This window comes from Marinobacter sp. (assembly GCF_033722735.1).
Classification (GTDB): domain Bacteria; phylum Pseudomonadota; class Gammaproteobacteria; order Pseudomonadales; family Oleiphilaceae; genus Marinobacter.
Window position 1 is genome coordinate 25,999 of sequence record NZ_JAWVYN010000023.1, and the last position, 19,498, is coordinate 45,496.

Consider the following 19,498-nt stretch of genomic DNA (forward strand, 5'->3'; position numbering starts at 1 on the left):
TCCCTATTGCCACCTCGATACGGTTGATTGCACTGCCGTGACCCCGCCCGCATCGGGCCAATTCTCCGCGCCACCAAATGGTTACACTGTCCACAGAATGATCACCGGACAGGAGCCCGGCCATGACACTTTCCTCTGTAAGTTGGCAGCACCGGCTGTCCGCCATTGCCAGCGGTTTCCTTGGCGATTGGCTGGAGGCCCGCCGCAATCCCCTGGCGCTGTCGATGGATTTTCGCCACCAGGGGCAGGTTGTAACCCCGGATTCGCCGGTCGTGCCCGATCCAAAAGCCACCCTGGTGGTGCTGATTCATGGCCTGATGGAGCTGGAATCTGTGTGGACCTTTCCCAACCAGCCCGAAGACCACTACGGTAGCCGGCTGAACCGGGCTCTCGAGGGTGGTGTCACCACCCTCGGTCTGCGCTACAACACCGGCCGTCCCATTTACCGCAATGGCCAACAGCTGACCGAGGCGCTGGAGCAATTGGTCTCCGCCTGGCCGGTTCCGGTGCAACGGCTGGTGTTGGTGGGGCACAGCATGGGGGGCTTGCTGATCCGCAGCGCCTGTCATTATGGCCTGAACCAGGGGCATCGCTGGTTGTCGGCCCTGAGTGACTGCGTCTATGTTGGCTCTCCGCACGACGGCTCCTGGCTGGCCAAGGGGGCACAGGCCTCCGCCGGGGTACTGAATGCCTTGCCGCGGGATTACCTGCGGGTGGTGGGCGAGGTGATCGACCTGCGCAGTGAGGGTATCCGCAACCTGTCCCGGGGCGATGTGCTGGCGGGGGAAGGGGAACTGGCGGCGCTGGTGCCAAATGCCCGTCACTTCGTGGTGTGTGGCCTGTTGGCCGGACACGCCCGGCATCCGGTCAACCTGCTGTTTGGCGATGCCCTGGTCCACGAGAGCAGCGCCCAGGGCAGCGGCCAGGGTGACTGGATCCTGGCGGGCTCGGCGACCTTTTCCGGGATCGATCATATCCGCCTGGCCCATCATGAGGCGGTCGCACAACAACTGGTGGAGTGGTTGTCATGACCCACGAGAAGCAAGCGCAGGCAAAATGGTGGCTGGGTGTCACCGATCTGATGGCCAATGGTCTGGCCCACGGGGCCGAGAAAGTTCAGCGGGCGCACCTGTCCATTGCCGATGAAAGCTTCAATGTTCTCGCCCGTATTCCGGTGACCCGGCCGGTGAGCGAGCCGGTGCGGGCGATGCATCACGGCATCTCGCGGCTGTCCTACGGCAGTGTGTCACGGGTGGCCGGTGCGCTGGCCGCATGCAGCCAGCAAGTGCTGACCGAGGCCGCCGGTTCCGACCAGCAGCCGAGCCCCGAGGCATCCCCCCAGGACTGATAGGCCGCCCGGGGCTGTTCAGGCCCTGGGACGCCGGTCGCCTTCCAGGAAATTGGCCACGAACACCGCCTTGCCATAACGCTCGAAGGACCATTTCATGGCCTCCGACAGCGCCGCCATCACCGCGTCAAACTCCCCGAATAGCTGGGTGCTCATCCGGTTGGGGTAGACCTCCAGCCCACTGGCCTGAAGACGGGCGATCACGTCCTTGATCGGCGGTTTGAAGTCGTCGTTGAAGGGGTAGTAACTCAGCTGCACAGACAGGTACATGGTGGCCTCCCGGATGGTTGTCGTGTGGAATCACCCTCTCATCATGGACCGAATTTGACCTGGGTCAATCCCGTCAGGCGCTGTCCCCGAATGACCCCCGGGTGGCCTCCGGGTCGGCTTTTCCCCGTCATACACTCGGCAGACGAACACAACGACGAGGTATGACGAATGCAGCCACAACAACAGCAACAACAGGGAACCGTGCACCAAACCGACGTGGTGATCGTCGGCGCCGGCTTTGGCGGTCTGTGCATGGCCATCAAGCTGATCGAGGCGGGGCTCGAGGACCTGGTGATCCTGGAGAAGGCCGGTGAGGTAGGCGGTACCTGGCGGGACAACACCTACCCGGGCTGTGCCTGCGATGTCCAGTCCCATCTGTACTCTTATTCCTTCAATGGCAACGCGAACTGGAGCAAGCGGTACGCCCCCTGGCAGGAGATCCAGCAGTACATTCTCGATACCGCCGAGAGCTACGGTTTGCGGGAGCGGGTGTCCTTCAACCAGGAAGTGATTGGTGCCCGTTACGATGAGGCTACCGCCCGCTGGCTGATCACCACCGAACGGGGTGACCAGTTTGATTGCAAATACTGGGTGCTGGCCTCGGGACCGCTGCATGTGCCGCAGTATCCGGACCTGCCGGGGTTGGATCGTTTCCAGGGCAATACCTTCCACTCGGCGCGTTGGGACCACGACTACGACCTAACCGGTAAAAAGGTGGTTTCCATCGGCACCGGTGGCAGTGCTATCCAGTACTGTCCGGAAATTGCGCCGGATGTTGAGAAGCTGTCGGTGTTCCAGCGTTCACCGGCCTGGGTCATCCCCCGGGACGACCGCCGCTACCTGGGCATCGAGAAAGCGCTGTTCCGGCGATTCCCCCTGGTGCGCAAGCTGCATCGGGCCCGTTTGTACTGGAGTAACGAGTCCCGGGTCTGGCCGATCTTCAATCCCGCCCTGGCCCGCAGCTTGCAGCAGTTTGCCAAGCTGTTCATCCGCCTGCAGGTGAAGGACCGGGGCATCGCCCGCAGGCTCACCCCGGATTACACCCTGGGTTGCAAGCGGGTGCTGATTTCCAACAAGTGGTATCCGATGTTCAACCGGGACAACGTGGAGCTGGTCACCGAGTCCATCCAGGAGGTGCGCGAGCACAGCGTGGTTACCAGCGACGGCCGTGAGCACCCCGCCGACTGCATCATCTACGGCACCGGTTTCCAGGTGGACCCACGGCTGTACATGCAGGGTTTTGAGCTGACCGGCACTGACGGCCGTTCGCTGGCGGAGGACTGGCAGGCGGGGGTGGAAGGCTACATGGGCACCATGGTCCACGGTTACCCCAACATGTTCCAGCTGGTGGGGCCGAACGCCGGGCTGGGACACAACTCCATCATCTTCATGATCGAGTGCCAGGCGGATTACATCGTCAGCCTGATGAACACGGTCACCGCTCGTGGCGCCGACTACGTGGACGTGACCGCCAAGGCCCAGTCAGCCTTCAACAGGGACATCGAGGCCGGGCTGGCGGACACCGTGTGGACCTCTGGCTGTTCCAGCTGGTACCAGCAGGCGGATGGCAAGAACTTCGCCGTCTGGCCATTCTCCACCTGGAAGTTTTGGCTGAAGACCCGGTTTCTGGCCCTGGGGGATTTCGACTTCGGAAAACTCCGTCGTCGTGCCCGCAAGGCCAAATCCCGAAAGGAACCGGTCAGCGCCTGACCTTCGGGAGGCACTGGCTCGTGGTGCCTCCCGAAGGCTTTTTACTGGACGTTCTCCAGGTCGCTGAAGTGGCCGGCGAACAGGGGGGAGGACAGGTAGCGCTCGGCGGAGTCGGGCAGCACCACCACAATGTTCTTGCCCTTGTGCTCCGGCTGCTCGGCCACTCGCACCGCGGCGACCACGGCGGCGCCACAGGAGATGCCAGCCAGGATGCCCTCTTCCTTCATCAGCCGGTGGGCCATAGCCATGGCGTCCTCATTGCTGACGGTTTCCACCTGGTCCACCAGATCCAGGTCCAGGTTTTTGGGCACGAAACCGGCCCCGATGCCCTGGATCTTGTGGGGCGCCGGCTTGGGCTCCTCGCCGTTGCGGGTCTGGGTGATGATCGGCGAGTCCACCGGCTCCACCGCCACCGAGGTGATGGCCTTGCCCTGGGTCTGCTTGATGTAGCGGGACACGCCGGTCAGGGTGCCGCCGGTGCCCACGCCGGCCACCAGCACATCAATCGCGCCGTCGGTGTCGTCCCAGATCTCCGGGCCGGTGGTCTTCTCGTGAATCTCCGGGTTGGCGGGGTTGTCGAACTGTTGCGGCAGGAAATACTTGTCGGGATCGCTGGCGGCGATTTCCTCGGCCTTGGCGATGGCACCGGGCATGCCCTTGGGCGGCTCGGTCAGCACCAGTTCGGCGCCGAGGGCCTTGAGGATCTTGCGACGCTCCAGGCTCATGGAGGCCGGCATGGTGAGGGTCAGCGGGTAGCCCCGGGCGGCGGCGACGTAGGCCAGGGCAATGCCGGTGTTGCCGCTGGTGGGCTCGATGATGGTCATGCCCGGCTTGAGGGTGCCCCGTTTCTCGGCGTCCCAGATCATGGCGGCGCCAATCCGGCATTTCACCGAGTAGGCGGGGTTGCGGCCTTCGATCTTGGCCCAGATGGTGGCGCCGTTGCTGACCCGGTTGAGCTTTACCAGCGGGGTGTTGCCGATGGACAGCGAATTGTCTTCGTAGATCCGTGCCATGATGGTCTCCTTCTTCGTGACGGCGGTTGTGCGGGTGCCTTCAGTCGCGGCCCGCGCCCCGGCCAGGTTGTGGTCTGCACAGGTACAGAGGTTATCTCACTCTAGCGCCAGCTGCGATTTTGTCCAGTCTGATCAGGGTGTTAGGAATCAACTTCTGGCCGCCAGTGTACGTAGCAGACGGACGCCTGGATACCCTCGCCGGCAAACCATTCCAGCCAGTGGCGTTGGTGGTCCTGCAGACGGTCGCCGGGTCCCTTGACCTCAATCAGCTCGTAATCGGCGCTGGCCGGGTCGAAGCGGACCAGGTCCGGCAGGCCGCTGCGATGCTCGGTCAGGTCCGCCAGCAGTCGTTCGAATACCTGACGTAGATGGTGCGGTGGTATACACTTCAGCGCCAGTTCGAGCACGTCTTCGGTGAGTACCGACCAGGCGACGAAGGGATTGGTGATGCCCTGCTTGGCGCGCCAGGTCTGGCGAATGGCCTGGCGGTAACGGCCATCATCCAGTTGCGCCAGGCAGCGGGAGAACAGGTCCCGACGACGGGTCACAAAATCCTCCCGCTGCAGATCGGCGGGGCCGGCGTGGAACGGATGGAAAAATGCCCCCGGCAGGGGCGTGTAGAGGGCCGGCCAGCACAGCAGGCCGAACAGGCCATTGAGCAGGGCGTTTTCCACATAGACCACTGGCGACTCCGGCAGGTCCAGGTGCTGGGCCACCGTTAGTTCCACCGGCAGCTCCGACGATGCCGGCAGGGTCAGTGACCATTCCCGAATCGATGGCGCCGACCGGGCCGGTGGGGGGGCCTCCCCCAGCTTGCCCGCCAGTCGCCTGACCAGCCGTTCACAGCCCCGGGCCTCGGCACGGCTGCGGGGTGACAGCTGGGCCAGCCGGGCGAGCTCCCAGGCCCGCCAATGTTGCTGATCCCGTTCCAGTAGCCGCAGGTAACGCAGCCGGGCCTCCCGATAGGCGCTGGCGGCCAGGGCCGCCAGCGCCAACGGACGGTTTCCCTGGCGTTCGGCGCGTAGGCCCAGCTCGAACAGCAGCCTTCCGCGGCGGCTCTCCAGCCAGGGATTGTCGGTGAACGGACCCGGCACCTCGGGCCACACCTCGGCCGCGGGGGCGTCCTCCAGTTGCTGCAGGCAGCGGTCCAGGGCGAGGTAGCCATCCACCTCGGCGCGGGACTGGAAGGCCCGGGACTGCCGCGACAGCGGTACGGGCTCGTAGCGTTGCAGCCCCAGCTGCACCAGCACGAAGTCGCTCCAGCCCTGGTAGAGGTTGCCGAAAAACATCAGGCGGATCCGATCGAACAGGGCCATGTCCTGCAGGGCCAGCACCGGCGTCTGCGGGCCGAAGCCCCAGCAGTCGGCGGGTCGGGGGGCCGGATGGTGGGGCGCCAGCGCGTCCACCAGGGCCCGCTTGCCGAGGGAGCGGCGCAGGCCGGCCTGCTCGATCAGCGGCCGCCAGCGGTCGCGGAGTTCCGGCAGGGTCAGCAGGGCGGCGGCCTGGGTCAGGGACAGCTCCGGATTGGCGGTCAGCCAGCCCTGTTCGAGCAAAGGCGCAACGGCTGCCGTCATGGGTTTACCCAGTTCCGGATAATCGAGCCGGTCACCCCGGAAGTGTTCTCCGGTGCGCATCACCAGGCGAACCAGCAGCCCCCGGCTGGCGGTGTCCAGCGTCCGAAAGGCCGCTAACCGCGTCGTCTCCCTGGGCAAGAGCAGATCGCCGTGACGCTCATGGACCCAGTCCACCACCGTGTCGAAGTTGCGCAGGTAGTAGAGCGGATCGTCGAGGTCGGCGATGGCCGGCGTATCGAGGGGCGTGGGGAGCGGCGGCATGGCGGTGCTATCCGGGTGAGGGCTCAGCGGATCTGGTCCTGCAGCCAGGCCGACAGCTGGCTGGCGGACATGGCGCCGCTGTGCCGGGCCCGTTCCCGCCCGCCCCGGAACAGGATCAGGGTGGGGATGCTGCGGATGCCGAAACGGGCCGCCGACTGCTGCGCCTGCTCGGTGTTGACCTTGGCGAACGCGACCCGGCCGCCCCAGGTGCCCGCGGCTGTCTGGAACTCCGGGGCCATGGCCTGGCAGGGACCGCACCAGCTGGCCCAGAAATCCACTAGCACCGGCAGGTCGGACCGGCCGGTAAACGCCGCCAGGTTACCGTCGTCCAGCTCGGCCACAGCGCCGGCGGTCAGTGGTTGCTTGCAGGCGCCACAGCTGGGTTTTTCAACCAGCCGGTCCGCCGGTACCCGGTTGGTGCGGTGGCAGTGGGGGCAAGGCACGTGTACGAGATTGGTCATTGGTCGGTTCTCCACAAACGATTAGTTCCATTGGTGGGCGCCGGCGACCGATTTATCAAGGCCTGAGTTCATCGCCAGCGGGCCAGACAGCCTTGACGAATGCGGTAGCGCCCGATTTCCTCGCCCTGGTGTTCGTACACCCACCACTGGCCGTCGCGACGATCCGGATCGCCGAGGATGTAACGCACCTGATCGGCGCTGAGGCCTTCCCGTACCCGGCGACGAACCCGCATCCGGCGCAGCTCCGAGGACTGGATGTAGCCTGCCGGGCAGCCGGTGGGGCTGGTGGTATTCACTTCCCGCCGGGGTGGCCGGTAGAACTCGACTTGGGTGCCGGTATCCAGCCGGCCGCCGGTACGGAGCGGTTCAACGTCGACGGTTTCGGCGTTGTCGCCGCAGGGGCTGTCGGCAAATACCGCCTGGCCGTTCACGTCGCAACGGTAGATGGCTGCCATCGTGGGGCATGACAAGACTAATGCCAGCGTGGCCAGGGCCAGCCGGCAGGGGAGTGGTCTGCGCATCCTGCGTCTCCTGCCCAATCCTTGGGCGTGAGGTTGTGAAAGTAAGGGAGCGCTAGCTTACCTTGCGGCCGGTGTACTCGGCAAAGTCCGGCTTCGTCGGGCGGTGCTGGTCGTCGGTCAGGTACGCCGAGGTCAGCAGGAACTCGGCGGTGGCGCGGTTACAGGCCACGGGGATGTTCCACAGCGCGGCGATCCGCAGCAGGGCCTTGATGTCGGGGTCGTGGGGCTGGGGCTCCAGCGGGTCCCAGAAGAACACCAGCAGGTCGATCTCGCCTTCGGCGATCTTGGCGCCGATCTGCTGGTCGCCCCCCAGTGGTCCGCTGAGCAGGCATTGGATATCATCCCGCCCCAGCCGTTCGCTGAGCAGGCGGCCGGTGGTGCCGGTGGCGAAGAGTGTGAGCGGGGCGAAGCGGGTGTTGTTCTCGGACACCCAGTCCACCAGTTCCTTTTTCTTGTTATCGTGGGCGACGAGGGCGACGGTCTTGACGGCCATGTAGGGTATAGTCTCCTGATTTTGGGCGGTTCGGCAGAGATACCTTGGGTAACCCAGTGTTTCATAACCGGCCTGAGTTCGGAATAGGAAGTGCGTGATATGACAGCAGAAGCAATGATCGACTGGACCACCACCGCGGCGGCGGTCTGGCGCCGTCACCGCCAGGGTTTGCGGGCCATCCGGCGGCTGGACCCCATCCAATGGCAGCAGTTGACCGGGATTGCGCGCCAGCAGCAGGCGCTGGCCCGCAACACCGAGCGTTTCCTGGCGGGCGAGCCGTCGAACAATGTGCTGCTGTGGGGCGCCCGGGGCACCGGCAAGTCGTCGGTGATCAAGGCGCTGCTCAACCGCTACCGGGACCATGGCCTGCGGATGATCGAGGTGGACAAGGACGACCTGGTGAACCTGCCGGAAATCGTCGACGAGCTGAGCGAGCAGCCCTACCATTTTGTGATCTTCTGCGACGACCTGTCGTTCGAGACCGGCGAGTCCGCCTACAAGGCCCTGAAGAGCGTGCTGGAAGGCTCGCTGGAACTGCCGCCGGAGAACGTCCGGGTGTACGCCACCTCCAACCGCCGTCACCTGATGCCGGAGTACATGGCGGACAACCTCAACAGCGAGGTTCGCCACGGCGAGCTGCACCCGGCGGAGGCCATCGAGGAACAGGTGTCGCTGGCGGACCGCTTCGGCCTGCAGCTGTCCTTTCACCCCTTCCCCCAGGACGTCTACCTGGCGGCGGTGGACGCGCTGTTCCCGGAGGTAGACGATCGCGCCGCGCTGCACCGGCTGGCGATTCGCTTCGCCACCGGCCGCGGCGTGCGCAGCGGTCGCACTGCCCAGCAGTTCTACCGTCAGTACGCCGGCGACCCGACGGCGTTGACGGAGTAGGACTCCCTCACTCCCGGCGCGCCATCTTGAGGAAGCGATGATGGATGGCGCGGATGCCGAGGAACACCGCCAGCACGATCACCGGCATGGCGATCCCCAGCACCACCGACTTGTCGAAGTGGAAGCCGGCTTCGTGGGCGGTTTCCATCACCAACTTGAGCAGGCTGATCAGGTAGTAGCTGATCGCCACCACTGAGAACCCTTCCACCGTGTGCTGCATCATCAACTGGATCTTGGAGCGCCGGTCCATGGAGCTGAGCAACTGCTGGTTCTGGCTCTGGATGGCCAGCTCCACCCGGGTGCGCATCATGTCCGAGGCCCGGTCCACTCGCCGGGACAGGTCCTCCAGGCGGTCGTTGACGGATTCGCAGGTTTTCACCGCTGGTGTCAGGCGTCGGGTCATGAACTCGGTGATGGTCAGGTGGCCGGAGAGTTCGTCCTCCCGCAACGCCTCCAGCCGGGACAGCACCAGCCGGTGGTAGGCCCGGGTGGCGGAGAAACGGAAGGTGGCGTTGGCGCGGAAGGCCTCAATGCGGGCGGCGATGTTGGTCAACTCGGCAAGGATGCCTTTCTCGTCCACCTGTTGGTTGTCCGCCAGGGCCTGGGTGATCACCGCCAGTTGCTGGTCCATCTCGTTCAGCCTGGGGGTGATCTCGCGGGCCCGGGGCAGGGCCAGCAGAGCCATTAACCGATAGGTCTCGATCTCCATCAATCGCTGGGTCAGTCGTCCCAATTGGCTGTCGGACAGGCGGCGGTTCAGCACCATGAAGCGGCCGAAGCCGTCGCTGTGCAACTTGAAACTGCCCCACACCCGGGCCTTGCCTTCCTGGGGGCTGCTGCCCACCAGCCGCTGGCCTTCGAACCAGGGGCGCACCAGGGCCAGGTCGGTGTCCGGGCCGTGCTCCACCCGCTGTAGATCCACGTGAAAGGCTGCCACCACGGTGCCGGCCAGGCGCTCGAGCCAGCCTTGCGGAAGCAGTGACAGGCCGGTGGTCTCGAACGGGCGGTGGTCGTCCCGCTCCTCCAGATTGATGAAGGTGTAGGCCGCAAACTCCATGTGCATCTCGCGGCGTACCCGCAGGTTGCCAAAGGTCTGCTCGAAGCAACTGACTTCGTCCGCCGGCGCGGGGAAGCCCAGCAGCAGGTGCAGCTCCTGCAGGTGATGAAACTGGTCACGACGTTGCGCCTCGGTGGTCAGCAGGGCGATGTGGGTCACCCTGGCCGGACAGGGCAGCACCTGGAATGGTCGCGAGTGCAGCTCGTTATAGAGGTCATCCCGCAGGGGGTGGAAGTCAAGCTGGGGGGGTGCCGCAGTGGTGTTGGGTTGCCTGAGGTTGGACATGCTACTCGGCCTGTAATGAGGGTAAGTGTATCGACCATAAGCGATCGGAAGGGCGCCCTGAAGACGACCAGTGTCGTAAGACTTTATGACAACGGCCAGCCGTCCAGGGAGCCAACGGTTAGGGCGCCCCATTGGGGAGGGCAACCCCGTGGTTGCTAACCAGCCTTGGGCAGCAACACGGTGAACGCCACGCCATTGCCCTCGTTGTCGGCCCGGGCCTGGCCCTGGTGGTGCTCGGCGATCAACCGGACAATCAGCAGGCCCTGGCCCAGGTGCCCCTCGCCGCTGCCCTCGCGCAGGGACACGAAGGGACTGAACAGTTCGCTGGTCAGGTGTTCCGGCAGGCTCGAGCCCTCATTGAACACCGACAGCGCCCAGAAGCCGTCGCGGTCGGCCAGGCGGATGTCGATGCGCCCGCCAGGCGGGGTGAAGTCCCGGGCATTGTCCACCAGCTTGTCGAGCAACTGAACCACCATCTCGGGGGAGCCGTCCAGGTGACAGCCCGACGCCGGACCCCGATAGCCAATGCGGTGGTCCGGGTCCAGGGTCTGGTAGGCGCCGCTGGCCTGGGCGGCCACCTCCGCCAGGTCGAACCGTTCGTGTTCGGCCCGATCGAAGCTTTGTTCCAGCCTTGCCGCCTCGCTCATGCCCTGGAGAATCTGGCTGAGCCGGTCGGTGGCCTGACGCAGACGCGCCAGGTAGGCCCGCTGGGATTCGCTGGGCTGGGTGTGGCTGAGGTTGTCCAGGGAGGAGCGGGCAATGGCGATCGGGGTCTTGAGTTCGTGGGACAGCCGGCGGGAAAGGCTCTCCAGGTACCGGGTATAGCCCTGCAACTGATCGATCATTTGGCCGAACCGGCGGGACAGCTCGCCCAGCTCATCCCGGGCCCTGGAGGGTGGCAGTGCACCGACGATGCGACCGTCCTCATCGACACTGGCGCTGACCGCCTGCTGCAACCGGGTAATGCGCCAGGACAGCCAGCTGGAGTACCCCAGCAGCACCAGCATCAACACCACCACCAGCAGGGTGCTGCGGGCGATGACCGTGCCCAGGGCGGTCCCGGCCAGGGTCAGTAACTGGTCCAGGGACTGGTGCAGCAGCAGAGTGCGGCCGTCCGGCAGTGGGGCGGTGACCAGCAGACCGGGACCGGCCCCGGTCTGCACCAGGCCCGCCTCGGGCAGTCGATCAACCGGCTGATGGCTGGCGTCCATGGGCCAGGGCCGGGGCGGTGGCTGGTAAAACCTCACCAGCGAGCGCAGGCCGTTGAGGCTGATCTGCTCGACAATCTGCAGCGGGCTGAGCCGGGTAAAGTCCAGTTCCGCCTGGGGGGAAGCCACCGCAGCCCGGGCTTCCACCCAGCCGGCCGGGTTGAGGACGGCGAAGCGTTGGCCCGGCGAGAGGTAGGGCCACAGGTGCTGTTCCACGGCGGGCAGTCGGGTCACCAGCACCGGGAGGGGGGCGAGTCCGGGGCCGGCAGCCGGCGAGTCCGCATCGCCACTGAGCACCGCAAAGCCGAAACGACCGCCGCGCTCGGGACGGGGTAACCGCAGCTCCAACTGGTAACCGCGGCCGTGGGCCTGCCAGACGCCCGCGATCCGGTAGTCCGGCCTGGGCTCGGGGGCCGGCTGCCAGCCCACCACCGGCCCGGGCGCCGGGGTGCGAATCAGCCGCTCGACCCGTTCGCCGTTACTGCTCCAGGCCAGCCGCACCCGTTCGTGGGGGCGCTCGGGCCGGCCCGGATCGAAGTACCGGGGCGCAGGGCGTTGCACCCGGATCAACAGGTACAGGTGGGCCTCGTCCACCGCTGCCTGCCAGCTGACCGGCGCCGACGGCTTACTGCTGTCAGCGTCCTCGTAACCGGGCCAGTCGTCGGCGTAGCCGTCCAGGTTGAGGGGCCGGTTCAGGTTGTTGGCGTAGACACTGGCGGTCTCCGGCCCTGGCGGCATCGAGTCGTACAGCAGGGGGCGGGCGGTGCGGCTCATGCGCTCGGCCTGGTTCTGCAGTTGTTGCAGGGCCTGGTTGCGCAGGGCTTCGTCCAGCTCCAGCACGAACTGCAGGCCCAGCCAGGGGATCAACAGGGTCAGCAGGCTGGCGATGAGCAGCTGGCGTTTCAGGGTCAAGGGTCAGGCCTCGTGTGCGTTCCAGCGGTAACCCATGCCGTAGGCGGTCTGGATGCCGTCGAACTCGGGATCCACCTGCTGGAACTTGCGGCGGATGCGCTTGATGTGGGAGGTCACGGTATTGTCGTCCAGCACCGTACTGGCGGCGTCCATCAACTGGTCCCGATTGCGGACGTGGCCGGGATGTTTGGCCAGGGCGTGCAGCATCCAGAACTCGGTCACCGTCAGCTCCACCGGCTGTCCGTCCCAGGCCACGGTCATGCGGTCCACATTCAGCGATAACCGGCCCCGTTGCAGCAGCGCGTCCCGCTGCTGCAACGATTCGGCCCAGGCATCGGCCCGTCGCAGCAGGGCGGTGATCCGGGCCAGTAGGTGATCCAGGCTCATGTCCTTGCTGACGTAGTCGTCGGCCCCCAGCCGCAGGCCGTGCACGGTATCCACATCGCTGTCCCGGGCCGTGAGGAAGATGATCGGCAGGGTGGGGGACAGCTGCCGCAGGTCCTGGCACAGCTGGAAGCCGCCATCGGGGTCATCCCCCAGGCCCACGTCGATGATGGCCAGGTCCGGCAGCCCGGTGCGCAGGGCGCGAAAGGCGTGGTGGCGGTCACCGTAGGCCGAGACCTGGTAGCCGCGGCGCTCAAACGCATCGCGGTAGTTTTCCCGAATCGCGGCTTCGTCTTCGATCAGGGCGAGGTGTCGCTTCATGGCCGACCGTTTCCCGTTGATTTCAATGGCTTCTATTTAACCATGCCTGTCGGCCACCTCAAGCGATCCGCGCCGCTTTGCCACAATTCATCACTTTTTGGTGGGGGCGTCGCCAGATTCTGGCACCGAATCGCCGTTCCCGAGGGGTGAAATGGGACGAAACCCCACATTAACCCAAGGAATCGGACCATGATCCCCACCCTGAGCCTACCCGCGATCCCCTCTGCAAGGGCCTGTCCCATCACCCGGCGGCGTCTCCAGCGCTGGATGGAGAATGTCAGCCTCTGGCTGGCGGTGCTGGTGCTGCTGTTTGTCCATCCCCTGTACGCCGAGGCCAGCGAATCCGACGGCGCCGGGGCGTTCCACTTTGTCGATGGCGAGGGGCGGTGGCGGGATCCGGCCACCCTGCTGACCACCGACTACCGGGTGACGGTCAGCGGGCTGATTGCCGACACCGTACTCAAGCAGCGTTTCGCCAACACTGGCCAGCAATGGCGGGAAGGGGTGTTTGTCTTTCCGCTGCCCGAGAATGCCAGCGTTTACGGGCTGACCATGATTGCCGGCGAGCGGCGCATCGAGGGCGAAATCCACACCCGCCAGGATGCCACCCGGCAATACCAAAAGGCCCGGGAGGAAGGCCGTCAGGCGGCCCGGGTGGAGCAGCAGCGCGCCAACCTGTTCACCACCCACCTGGCGAACATTCCTCCCGGCGAGGCGGTCACGGTGGAACTGCGTTACCAGCAGGCGGTGCGCTACCAGTCCGGGGAGTTCGAGCTGCGCCTGCCCACCACCCTGACGCCCCGCTACATGCCTGGCCGGCCGTTTGCCAATCGTCCCGCGAACTGGCAGGGCGGCTGGGCGACCCCCACCATCGAAGTGCCTGACGCGGACCGGATCAGTCCGTTCACCGTGCGCGCCGGGGACGTGGCCGAGGGCAGCCACCTGGCCCAGGTCTCCCTGACCCTCAACGCGGGGCTGCCCATCGCCGAGGTCTCCAGCCCCAGTCATCGCCTGTTGAGCACCTGGGAGGGCGACACCGTGATCGTCACGCCGGAACAGGGCGCGCTGGTGATGGATCGGGACCTGGTGGTGCGCTGGTCGCCCCAGCGGGGCCAGGCGCCGTCGGCGGCCCTGTTCCACGAGACGTTCGAGGGCGAGGACTTCCTGCTGGCGATGCTGGTGCCGGGTCAGGCGCCCCGCCAGACCCTGCCCCGGGAGCTGGTGTTCGTCATCGATACTTCCGGCTCGATGGCCGGCAGCTCCATCCGTCAGGCCCGGGCCTCCCTGCTGCGCGGCCTGGATACCCTGGGGCGGGATGATCGTTTCAACGTCATCCAGTTCAACAGCCAGACCCGGGCGCTGTTCCGGTCGGCGCAGCCGGCGGATGCCGGTAACCTGGCCCGGGCCCGGCGCTACGTGCAGGAACTGGCGGCCAACGGCGGTACCGAGATGGCCCCGGCGCTGGAGGCGGCGCTGGTGGAGACCCGTCGGGGCAACGAATCCGGCAGTTTCGTGCGTCAGGTGGTGTTTATTACCGACGGGGCCGTGGGCAACGAACCGCGCCTGTTCCGTCAGATCAGCAACCAACTCGGCGACAGCCGACTGTTTACGGTCGGCATCGGGTCCGCACCCAATATGCATTTCATGCGTGAGGCGGCCCGCTATGGCCGGGGCACCTTTACCGCCATCAACGACCTGGGAGCGCTGTCGGAGCCACTGGACGAGCTGTTTGCCAAGATGGAGGCACCGGTAATGACGGACATCCAGAGCGAGTGGCCCGCGGGCACCGAGGCCGTGCTGCCCCAGCGGCCGGGTGACCTGTTCCTGGGCGAGCCGTTGATCCAGGTTGTGCGTGGGCAGGGCGCCGAGGGGGAGGTGATTGCCTCGGGCCGCTTGCCGGATGGCAGCGAGTGGCAACAGACCATGAACCTGGCGCAGGCCGCCCCCGGCCGGGGCCTTCATCGCTACTGGGCGCGGCAGAAGATCGACAGCCTGCTGGATCAGGGGCTGTCCGGCCAAAGCGATGAGGCCACCAGGGCGGTGGTGACGGCACTGGGCCTGCGGCATCAACTGGTCACTCCCCACACCAGCTTCGTTGCCGTGGACAAGACACCGGTACGGGCCCCCGAGGATCCGCTGGCGACTGATCAGGTCCCCACCCTGAAGCCCCATGGCACCACCGACGGCATGTTGCGCTATCCCCAGACCGCCACCTGGTCGCCGTTGTTGATGGCCATGGGCCTGTTTGGCCTGATGATCTCGCTGGCCGCACTGACGCTGCAGCGGAGGGTATGGGCATGAACCGGATGATCGCGCTGGCCCTGGTGGCCTCGACCCTGACCCTGGCCACCGGGTTGTGGATACCCGCCAAGGCCCTGCTGGCCCAGGAGCTGCTGGAAATGGCCTGGGCCGAGAGTCAGGCCCGGCAGGCCCCCACCAAGCCCTGGCCCTGGGCCGATACCTGGCCGGTGGCCCGGCTGGCGCTGCCGGATTCCGGCCACGCCTGGATCGTCATGGACGGTGTGCATGGGGAAAGCCTGGCCTTCGGCCCGGGACGGGTCCGCGGCACCGAGCTGGTGGCGGGCCCGGTGATGATTGCCGGGCACCGGGATACGCACTTCCGCGCCCTGGAGCAGATCGACACCGGCACCCGGGTCGATCTGCAGGATCGCCACGGCCAGTGGCGGCGATACCGGGTCACCGATATCCGGGTGGTGGACAGCCGCAGCGAGGGGGTGAACCTGGACAGGTACCCGCCCAACCGCCTGCTCCTGGTGACCTGCTACCCTTTCGACAGTCTCAACAGCAACGGCCCGCTGCGTTACGTGGTGGAAGCCGAGCGGGTTGGGACGCAGTGGGCAGCGAGCCCGACCAAGGGCGAATCCAGGGCTACGGACACCTGAGGCAATATGGCGTACACTTGTGCGCCCTGAGTCGTGAAAACAGGTTGTTGCCATGGGAGTCCTTCGCAAATTCCTGGCCTGGCTGATGGTGCCAGTGCTGTGTCTCGTCGGTCTGGTGATCTGCCTGTTCCGACCCTTCAACCCGGATAACACCCGTATTGTCGGGCGCATGCTGGCGCTGGTCGGACGCTGGATCCTGGGCATGAAACGCCCCCTGTCCGGGCGGGAAAACCTGCCCCTGGACCGGCCCACGGTGGTGATTGCCAACCACCAGCACAACGACGACCTGTTCGTGTTCGGCGACCTGGTCCCCCCTCGCACGGTAACCGTCGGCAAGTCGGCGCTGATCTGGACGCCGGTGTTTGGCCAGGTTTACTGGCTGGCCGGCAATGTGCTGATCAACCGCGCCAAGTCCCACAAGGCGGTGGCGGTCATGCAGACCACCAGCGATGCCATCACCCGGGAACACAAGGGCTTGTGGATCTTCCCGGAGGGCACCCGCAGTCACGGCCAGGAACTCGGCCGGTTCAAGAAGGGAGCCTTCTACGCCGCGGTCTCTTCCGGGGCGCCCATCACCATGGTCTGTGCCGGTGTCTACCGGGGCCGGTGCAACGGCCCGGCTGGCCGCCACGAGCCGGTGGCGGTGAAGATTCTGCCGCCGGTGGAAACCCGTGATCTGACCGTGGATGACGTGCCCCGCTTGATGGCGCAGTGCCGTCAGCAGATGGAGGAAGCCATTGCAAGCCTGTCCCGCTGACCGGCCTGCTTTGGGCCTCCTGGCAGTCCGGCGCCTGCGAATCCTTGAATTAACCGGTAAACAAACAGCTTGGAGGATAGGATGATGAATCTGATTCTGTTTTTGATCATTGGCGGTGTCGCCGGCTGGCTGGCGGGACTGATCATGAAGGGCCGGGGCTTCGGCGTGCTGGCCAATGTCGGCATCGGCATTGTCGGTTCCTTCATCGGTGGTATCCTGTTCCGTCTGTTGGGGCTGGCCTCCCAGGGCGCCGTGGGCGAGCTGGTCACCGCCACCGTGGGTGCGGTGGTGCTGCTGGCCGTCGTCGGCAAGTTGAAAAGCTAGTCGGTAAGTTGAAACAGGGGTAACTATGATCCTGCCGGTAACTGCGGTCTTTGCCAGTGTTTGCGCTATTCTGCTGCTCATCCTCTCCTGTCGGGTGTCCAGCTTCCGCATGCGCCACAAGCAGGGGCTGGGGGTCAATGACGACCGGGATTTCGAGGTGGCGGTCCGGGCCCAGGCCAACCTCACCGAGTACGCGCCCATGGCCCTGATCCTGTTGGGGCTGGGGGAACTCAATGGCGTGGCGGTGAGCTGGATCTACAGCCTGGGGATGATGTTTGTGCTGGGCCGGATCCTGCATGCCTGGGGCATGATCAACGGCCGGGGCGGCGCCCACAAGGCCCGGTTCTCTGGCACCGCCCTGAGCTGGCTGGCGATGCTGCTGCTGGCCCTGGCGGTGTTGCTGAACGTCTTCCAGGTCAACGTCTGAAGCCAGCCAACAACGGAGCGGGTTCTCCGCTCCGTGTTATTTCCTTTCCCCCCACTCGGCCTTACTGAGCCTTGGCCATCCGAGCGCTGAGGTATTCCAGTTCCAGTCGCCGGTTGGCGGCGTGATCCTCAGGCCGGGCCAGTGGCCGACTGCTGCCCCAGCCGGTAACCTGAATCTGGGACTCGCGAACCCCTTCCGTTTTCAGCAGTTTTGCCGCGGCGCTGGCTCGCAGCCGGGACAGGAAGGTGTTGTATTCCGCCGGCCCGAAACTGTCGGTATGGCCGTGGATGCGCACCGTGACTTCCGGGTGGGCCACCAGGTAGGCGGCATGCTGGCGGAGGATGTCGGTGTCTTCCTCGTTCAGCTGGTGCTTGTCGAAACCGTAGTGGAATCGCAGCCGATGGGGACGTCGGGGGCCGTCGTCCAGGGGCTCGACCGGCAGTCCGGGCTGGCTGTCCAGCAGCGTTGTCTTTGCCAGCAATTCCGGGTTGTCCAGTACGAGAACGGTCATCGCTGCTTCCTCCGTCAGGGGGTCTGCTGGTTCTTCTTGTTGCCTCTCACTATTGGCGGTCGCCGGGGTGAGGGCAATAGGCGATTGGTCGATAGTCGGGGTGACTTCGGTCGTAGGCTTGGGCTGAGTCCGGGCAATCTCTGCCGAGGGCTCCAGCGCCTGGCTGCTGCAGCCGGCCAGGCCTCCGAGCAGCAGCCCGCCGCAGAGGGCGTGCCACCGGGGCCGGACTGATTGAACTCGATTCCTGTGAAAGTTGTGTGACAGTGGGGCCATGATTGGGTGCTCCTGTTCTGTGACGACGCTCACCGTGGTGAGTCTCAGGCGTTATTTCACCGCGAAAACCTGGCGTTACTGTGCTAAAAAACAGACTGACCCGGATCGATTATGACCAATTGTGACCTGCGATGCTGATCATACCTGCCGAGAACACCCTTAATTGGAAGCAGCCCCCCTGGATGACCCTGAGCCTGATGCTCGCCTGCCTGCTGGTCTTCCTGTTTTACCAGGGTGGCGATGCCCGTCTGATGAACCAGGCGGTGGACCGCTATCTGGAAGCGGAACTGCTCGAACTGGAAGCCCCGGTCTACGAGGATTACCTGCAGCGCGAGGTGGGGCTGCACGGGGATTCGGCGCGAGTCCACGATCTGCAGGCGTTCCAGGCGGCACGGGAGGCGGACGACCGCATCACCCTGGCGCTGACCCTGCTCGCCGATCCGGAGTTTTACCACTACCAGCAGGAAAATCGGGAGCTGCTCTGGCCCAGTGCCGAGCGCCGGCAGTGGCTGGAGCAACGGGTGCCGATCCAGGACGAGTTGATCGCCAGACTGAGCGCCTTCGAGTTGGGCCTGATACCGGCCCAGATCTCTCCGGCCTCGCTGGTGGCCTACCAGTTTCTCCACGGCGGCTGGGGGCACCTGATTGGTAACCTGGTGATCCTGTTCCTGCTGGGTTTCACCGTCGAGAAGGCCCTGGGGCCCGGCCGCTACCTGCTGGCCTACCTGCTGTGCGGTGTCATCTCCGGCCTGGTGTTTTGTGCCTTCTCCGTGGGCAGCCGGTTGCCGCTGGTGGGGGCGTCTGGATCCATCTCCGGGCTGATGGGCATGTACGTGGCCATCTACGGCATACAACGAATCCGGTTCTTCTACTTTGTCGGCGTCTATTTCAACTACTTCCGGGCGCCGGCGCTGGCGCTGCTGCCGGTGTGGCTGGGCAAGGAAATCTACGACTACTGGTTTGCCGGCGCCACCGGCATCGCCTATATGGCCCACGCCGGCGGCCTGGTGGCCGGGGCGGCGATCATCCTGCTGCTGGGCAAGAGCTGGTTGCAGGTGCGGGAATCCTTCTTCGAACCGGAGGACGAGGAACAGGACGAACGCTTCACCAGCGGTTACGGCCAGGCCATGACCAGCCTGGGTCGGATGGAGTTCGATGTGGCCCGGCGCCAGTTCGAGGCGTTGCGGGAGCAGTACCCGGACCGCCCGATCCTGCTGGAGCATCTGTACCAGCTGTCCAAGCTGCGGCCGGACCGGCCGGAGTATCGGGACCGCGCCCGGCAACTGATGGTGGATACCCTGGCCCGGAAACAGCCGGAGCGGATGATCGAGGTGTGGCAGGAGTACCTCGCCGAGGGGGAGCGCTATCACCCGATGGCGGCTGAGGACCACAGCCGGGTGCTGTTCGCCTGCCTGCGCTCGGGGGAGCTGAAGGCGGCGGAGAAGGCGTTTGAACGGCTCCGCGCCGGTGGTGACCGGGTGTTGCTGGAAGAGGCGGCACGCCTGCTGGTCGAGGAGTTCGAGAAACGCCAGATGGGCCCGAAGGCCCGCCACTATCGCCAGGTGCTGGAGGCACACTGATTGGTCAGGGTGCCTCC

Annotated in this window: 20 protein-coding genes; 10 read left to right on the top strand and 10 right to left on the bottom strand. The window is 65.6% G+C overall.

The genetic code is table 11. The features are described from left to right. The first annotated feature begins 122 nt into the window (after nt 1–122). Together R3175_RS14980 and R3175_RS14985 are read left to right on the top strand one after the other, a co-directional pair. Entirely contained in the window at nt 123–1,031 is a 909-nt protein-coding gene (locus R3175_RS14980; RefSeq protein ID WP_318945131.1) for a hypothetical protein, read from the top strand. Continuing rightward, the gene (locus tag R3175_RS14985) at nt 1,028–1,348 is read left to right on the top strand and encodes a hypothetical protein (protein WP_318945132.1); all 321 of its coding nucleotides are present in this window, start codon (nt 1,028–1,030) and stop codon (nt 1,346–1,348) included. Before R3175_RS14980 ends, R3175_RS14985 begins: the two co-directional genes overlap by 4 nt. Before the next feature lie 18 nt (nt 1,349–1,366). Here the strand turns inward: R3175_RS14985 and R3175_RS14990 are convergent, their stop codons facing one another. After that, nucleotides 1,367–1,618, bottom strand: a complete 252-nt coding sequence (locus tag R3175_RS14990) for a thiamine-binding protein (protein ID WP_318945133.1) — start codon at nt 1,616–1,618, stop codon at nt 1,367–1,369. A gap of 168 nt (nt 1,619–1,786) precedes the next feature. On the opposite strand from R3175_RS14990, the gene R3175_RS14995 reads away from it, so the two are divergent. Beyond that, on the top strand, nt 1,787–3,328 hold the full coding sequence (locus tag R3175_RS14995) for an NAD(P)/FAD-dependent oxidoreductase (RefSeq protein WP_318945134.1): 1,542 nt from the start codon (nt 1,787–1,789) through the stop codon (nt 3,326–3,328). 41 nt (nt 3,329–3,369) lie between these two features. Here R3175_RS14995 and cysK read toward each other — a convergent pair whose 3' ends face one another. From cysK to R3175_RS15020, 5 genes are all read right to left on the bottom strand, one after another. Continuing rightward, nucleotides 3,370–4,341, bottom strand: coding sequence for a cysteine synthase A (cysK, locus tag R3175_RS15000; protein WP_318945135.1), 972 nt, complete (start codon nt 4,339–4,341; stop codon nt 3,370–3,372). A gap of 140 nt (nt 4,342–4,481) precedes the next feature. Beyond that, nucleotides 4,482–6,176 (bottom strand): VRR-NUC domain-containing protein, encoded by a 1,695-nt coding sequence (locus tag R3175_RS15005; protein WP_318945136.1) that lies wholly within the window; start codon nt 6,174–6,176, stop codon nt 4,482–4,484. Nucleotides 6,177–6,199: 23 nt separating this feature from the next. Further along, nucleotides 6,200–6,637, bottom strand: a complete 438-nt coding sequence (gene trxC / locus R3175_RS15010) for a thioredoxin TrxC (RefSeq protein WP_318945137.1) — start codon at nt 6,635–6,637, stop codon at nt 6,200–6,202. A gap of 68 nt (nt 6,638–6,705) precedes the next feature. After that, nucleotides 6,706–7,158, bottom strand: a complete 453-nt coding sequence (locus R3175_RS15015) for a DUF4124 domain-containing protein (protein ID WP_318945138.1) — start codon at nt 7,156–7,158, stop codon at nt 6,706–6,708. A 52-nt stretch (nt 7,159–7,210) separates the two neighbouring features. After that, nucleotides 7,211–7,651, bottom strand: a complete 441-nt coding sequence (locus R3175_RS15020) for a methylglyoxal synthase (RefSeq protein WP_318945139.1) — start codon at nt 7,649–7,651, stop codon at nt 7,211–7,213. A gap of 99 nt (nt 7,652–7,750) precedes the next feature. On the opposite strand from R3175_RS15020, the gene R3175_RS15025 reads away from it, so the two are divergent. After that, nucleotides 7,751–8,539, top strand: coding sequence for an ATP-binding protein (locus R3175_RS15025; RefSeq protein WP_318945140.1), 789 nt, complete (start codon nt 7,751–7,753; stop codon nt 8,537–8,539). Nucleotides 8,540–8,546: 7 nt separating this feature from the next. Here R3175_RS15025 and R3175_RS15030 read toward each other — a convergent pair whose 3' ends face one another. From R3175_RS15030 to pdsR, 3 genes are all read right to left on the bottom strand, one after another. After that, nucleotides 8,547–9,881: a DUF3422 domain-containing protein gene (locus R3175_RS15030; protein ID WP_318945141.1), complete on the bottom strand. Its 1,335-nt coding sequence runs from the start codon at nt 9,879–9,881 to the stop codon at nt 8,547–8,549. Nucleotides 9,882–10,036: 155 nt separating this feature from the next. After that, a complete protein-coding gene (locus R3175_RS15035) occupies nt 10,037–12,001 on the bottom strand; it encodes an ATP-binding protein (RefSeq protein WP_318945142.1) in 1,965 nt (654 codons plus the stop codon). Between the two features lie 3 nt (nt 12,002–12,004). After that, complete coding sequence (pdsR, locus tag R3175_RS15040) at nt 12,005–12,706, bottom strand: proteobacterial dedicated sortase system response regulator (RefSeq protein ID WP_318945143.1); 702 nt, start codon at nt 12,704–12,706, stop codon at nt 12,005–12,007. Nucleotides 12,707–12,895: 189 nt separating this feature from the next. On the opposite strand from pdsR, the gene R3175_RS15045 reads away from it, so the two are divergent. From R3175_RS15045 to R3175_RS15065, 5 genes are all read left to right on the top strand, one after another. Then, on the top strand, nt 12,896–15,007 hold the full coding sequence (locus R3175_RS15045; protein ID WP_318945144.1) for a marine proteobacterial sortase target protein: 2,112 nt from the start codon (nt 12,896–12,898) through the stop codon (nt 15,005–15,007). Next, complete coding sequence (locus tag R3175_RS15050) at nt 15,004–15,609, top strand: class GN sortase (protein WP_318945145.1); 606 nt, start codon at nt 15,004–15,006, stop codon at nt 15,607–15,609. Before R3175_RS15045 ends, R3175_RS15050 begins: the two co-directional genes overlap by 4 nt. A 52-nt stretch (nt 15,610–15,661) precedes the next feature. After that, complete coding sequence (locus tag R3175_RS15055) at nt 15,662–16,366, top strand: 1-acylglycerol-3-phosphate O-acyltransferase (RefSeq protein ID WP_318945146.1); 705 nt, start codon at nt 15,662–15,664, stop codon at nt 16,364–16,366. An 81-nt stretch (nt 16,367–16,447) separates the two neighbouring features. Beyond that, nucleotides 16,448–16,690: a GlsB/YeaQ/YmgE family stress response membrane protein gene (locus R3175_RS15060; protein WP_318945147.1), complete on the top strand. Its 243-nt coding sequence runs from the start codon at nt 16,448–16,450 to the stop codon at nt 16,688–16,690. A gap of 25 nt (nt 16,691–16,715) precedes the next feature. Then, a complete protein-coding gene (locus R3175_RS15065) occupies nt 16,716–17,117 on the top strand; it encodes an MAPEG family protein (RefSeq protein WP_318945148.1) in 402 nt (133 codons plus the stop codon). Between the two features lie 61 nt (nt 17,118–17,178). On the opposite strand, the gene R3175_RS15070 is transcribed toward R3175_RS15065, so the two are convergent. Continuing rightward, nucleotides 17,179–17,628 (bottom strand): OmpA family protein, encoded by a 450-nt coding sequence (locus R3175_RS15070; RefSeq protein WP_318945149.1) that lies wholly within the window; start codon nt 17,626–17,628, stop codon nt 17,179–17,181. Between the two features lie 404 nt (nt 17,629–18,032). On the opposite strand from R3175_RS15070, the gene R3175_RS15075 reads away from it, so the two are divergent. Beyond that, nucleotides 18,033–19,481: a rhomboid family intramembrane serine protease gene (locus R3175_RS15075; protein WP_318945150.1), complete on the top strand. Its 1,449-nt coding sequence runs from the start codon at nt 18,033–18,035 to the stop codon at nt 19,479–19,481. Nucleotides 19,482–19,498 lie beyond the last annotated feature (17 nt).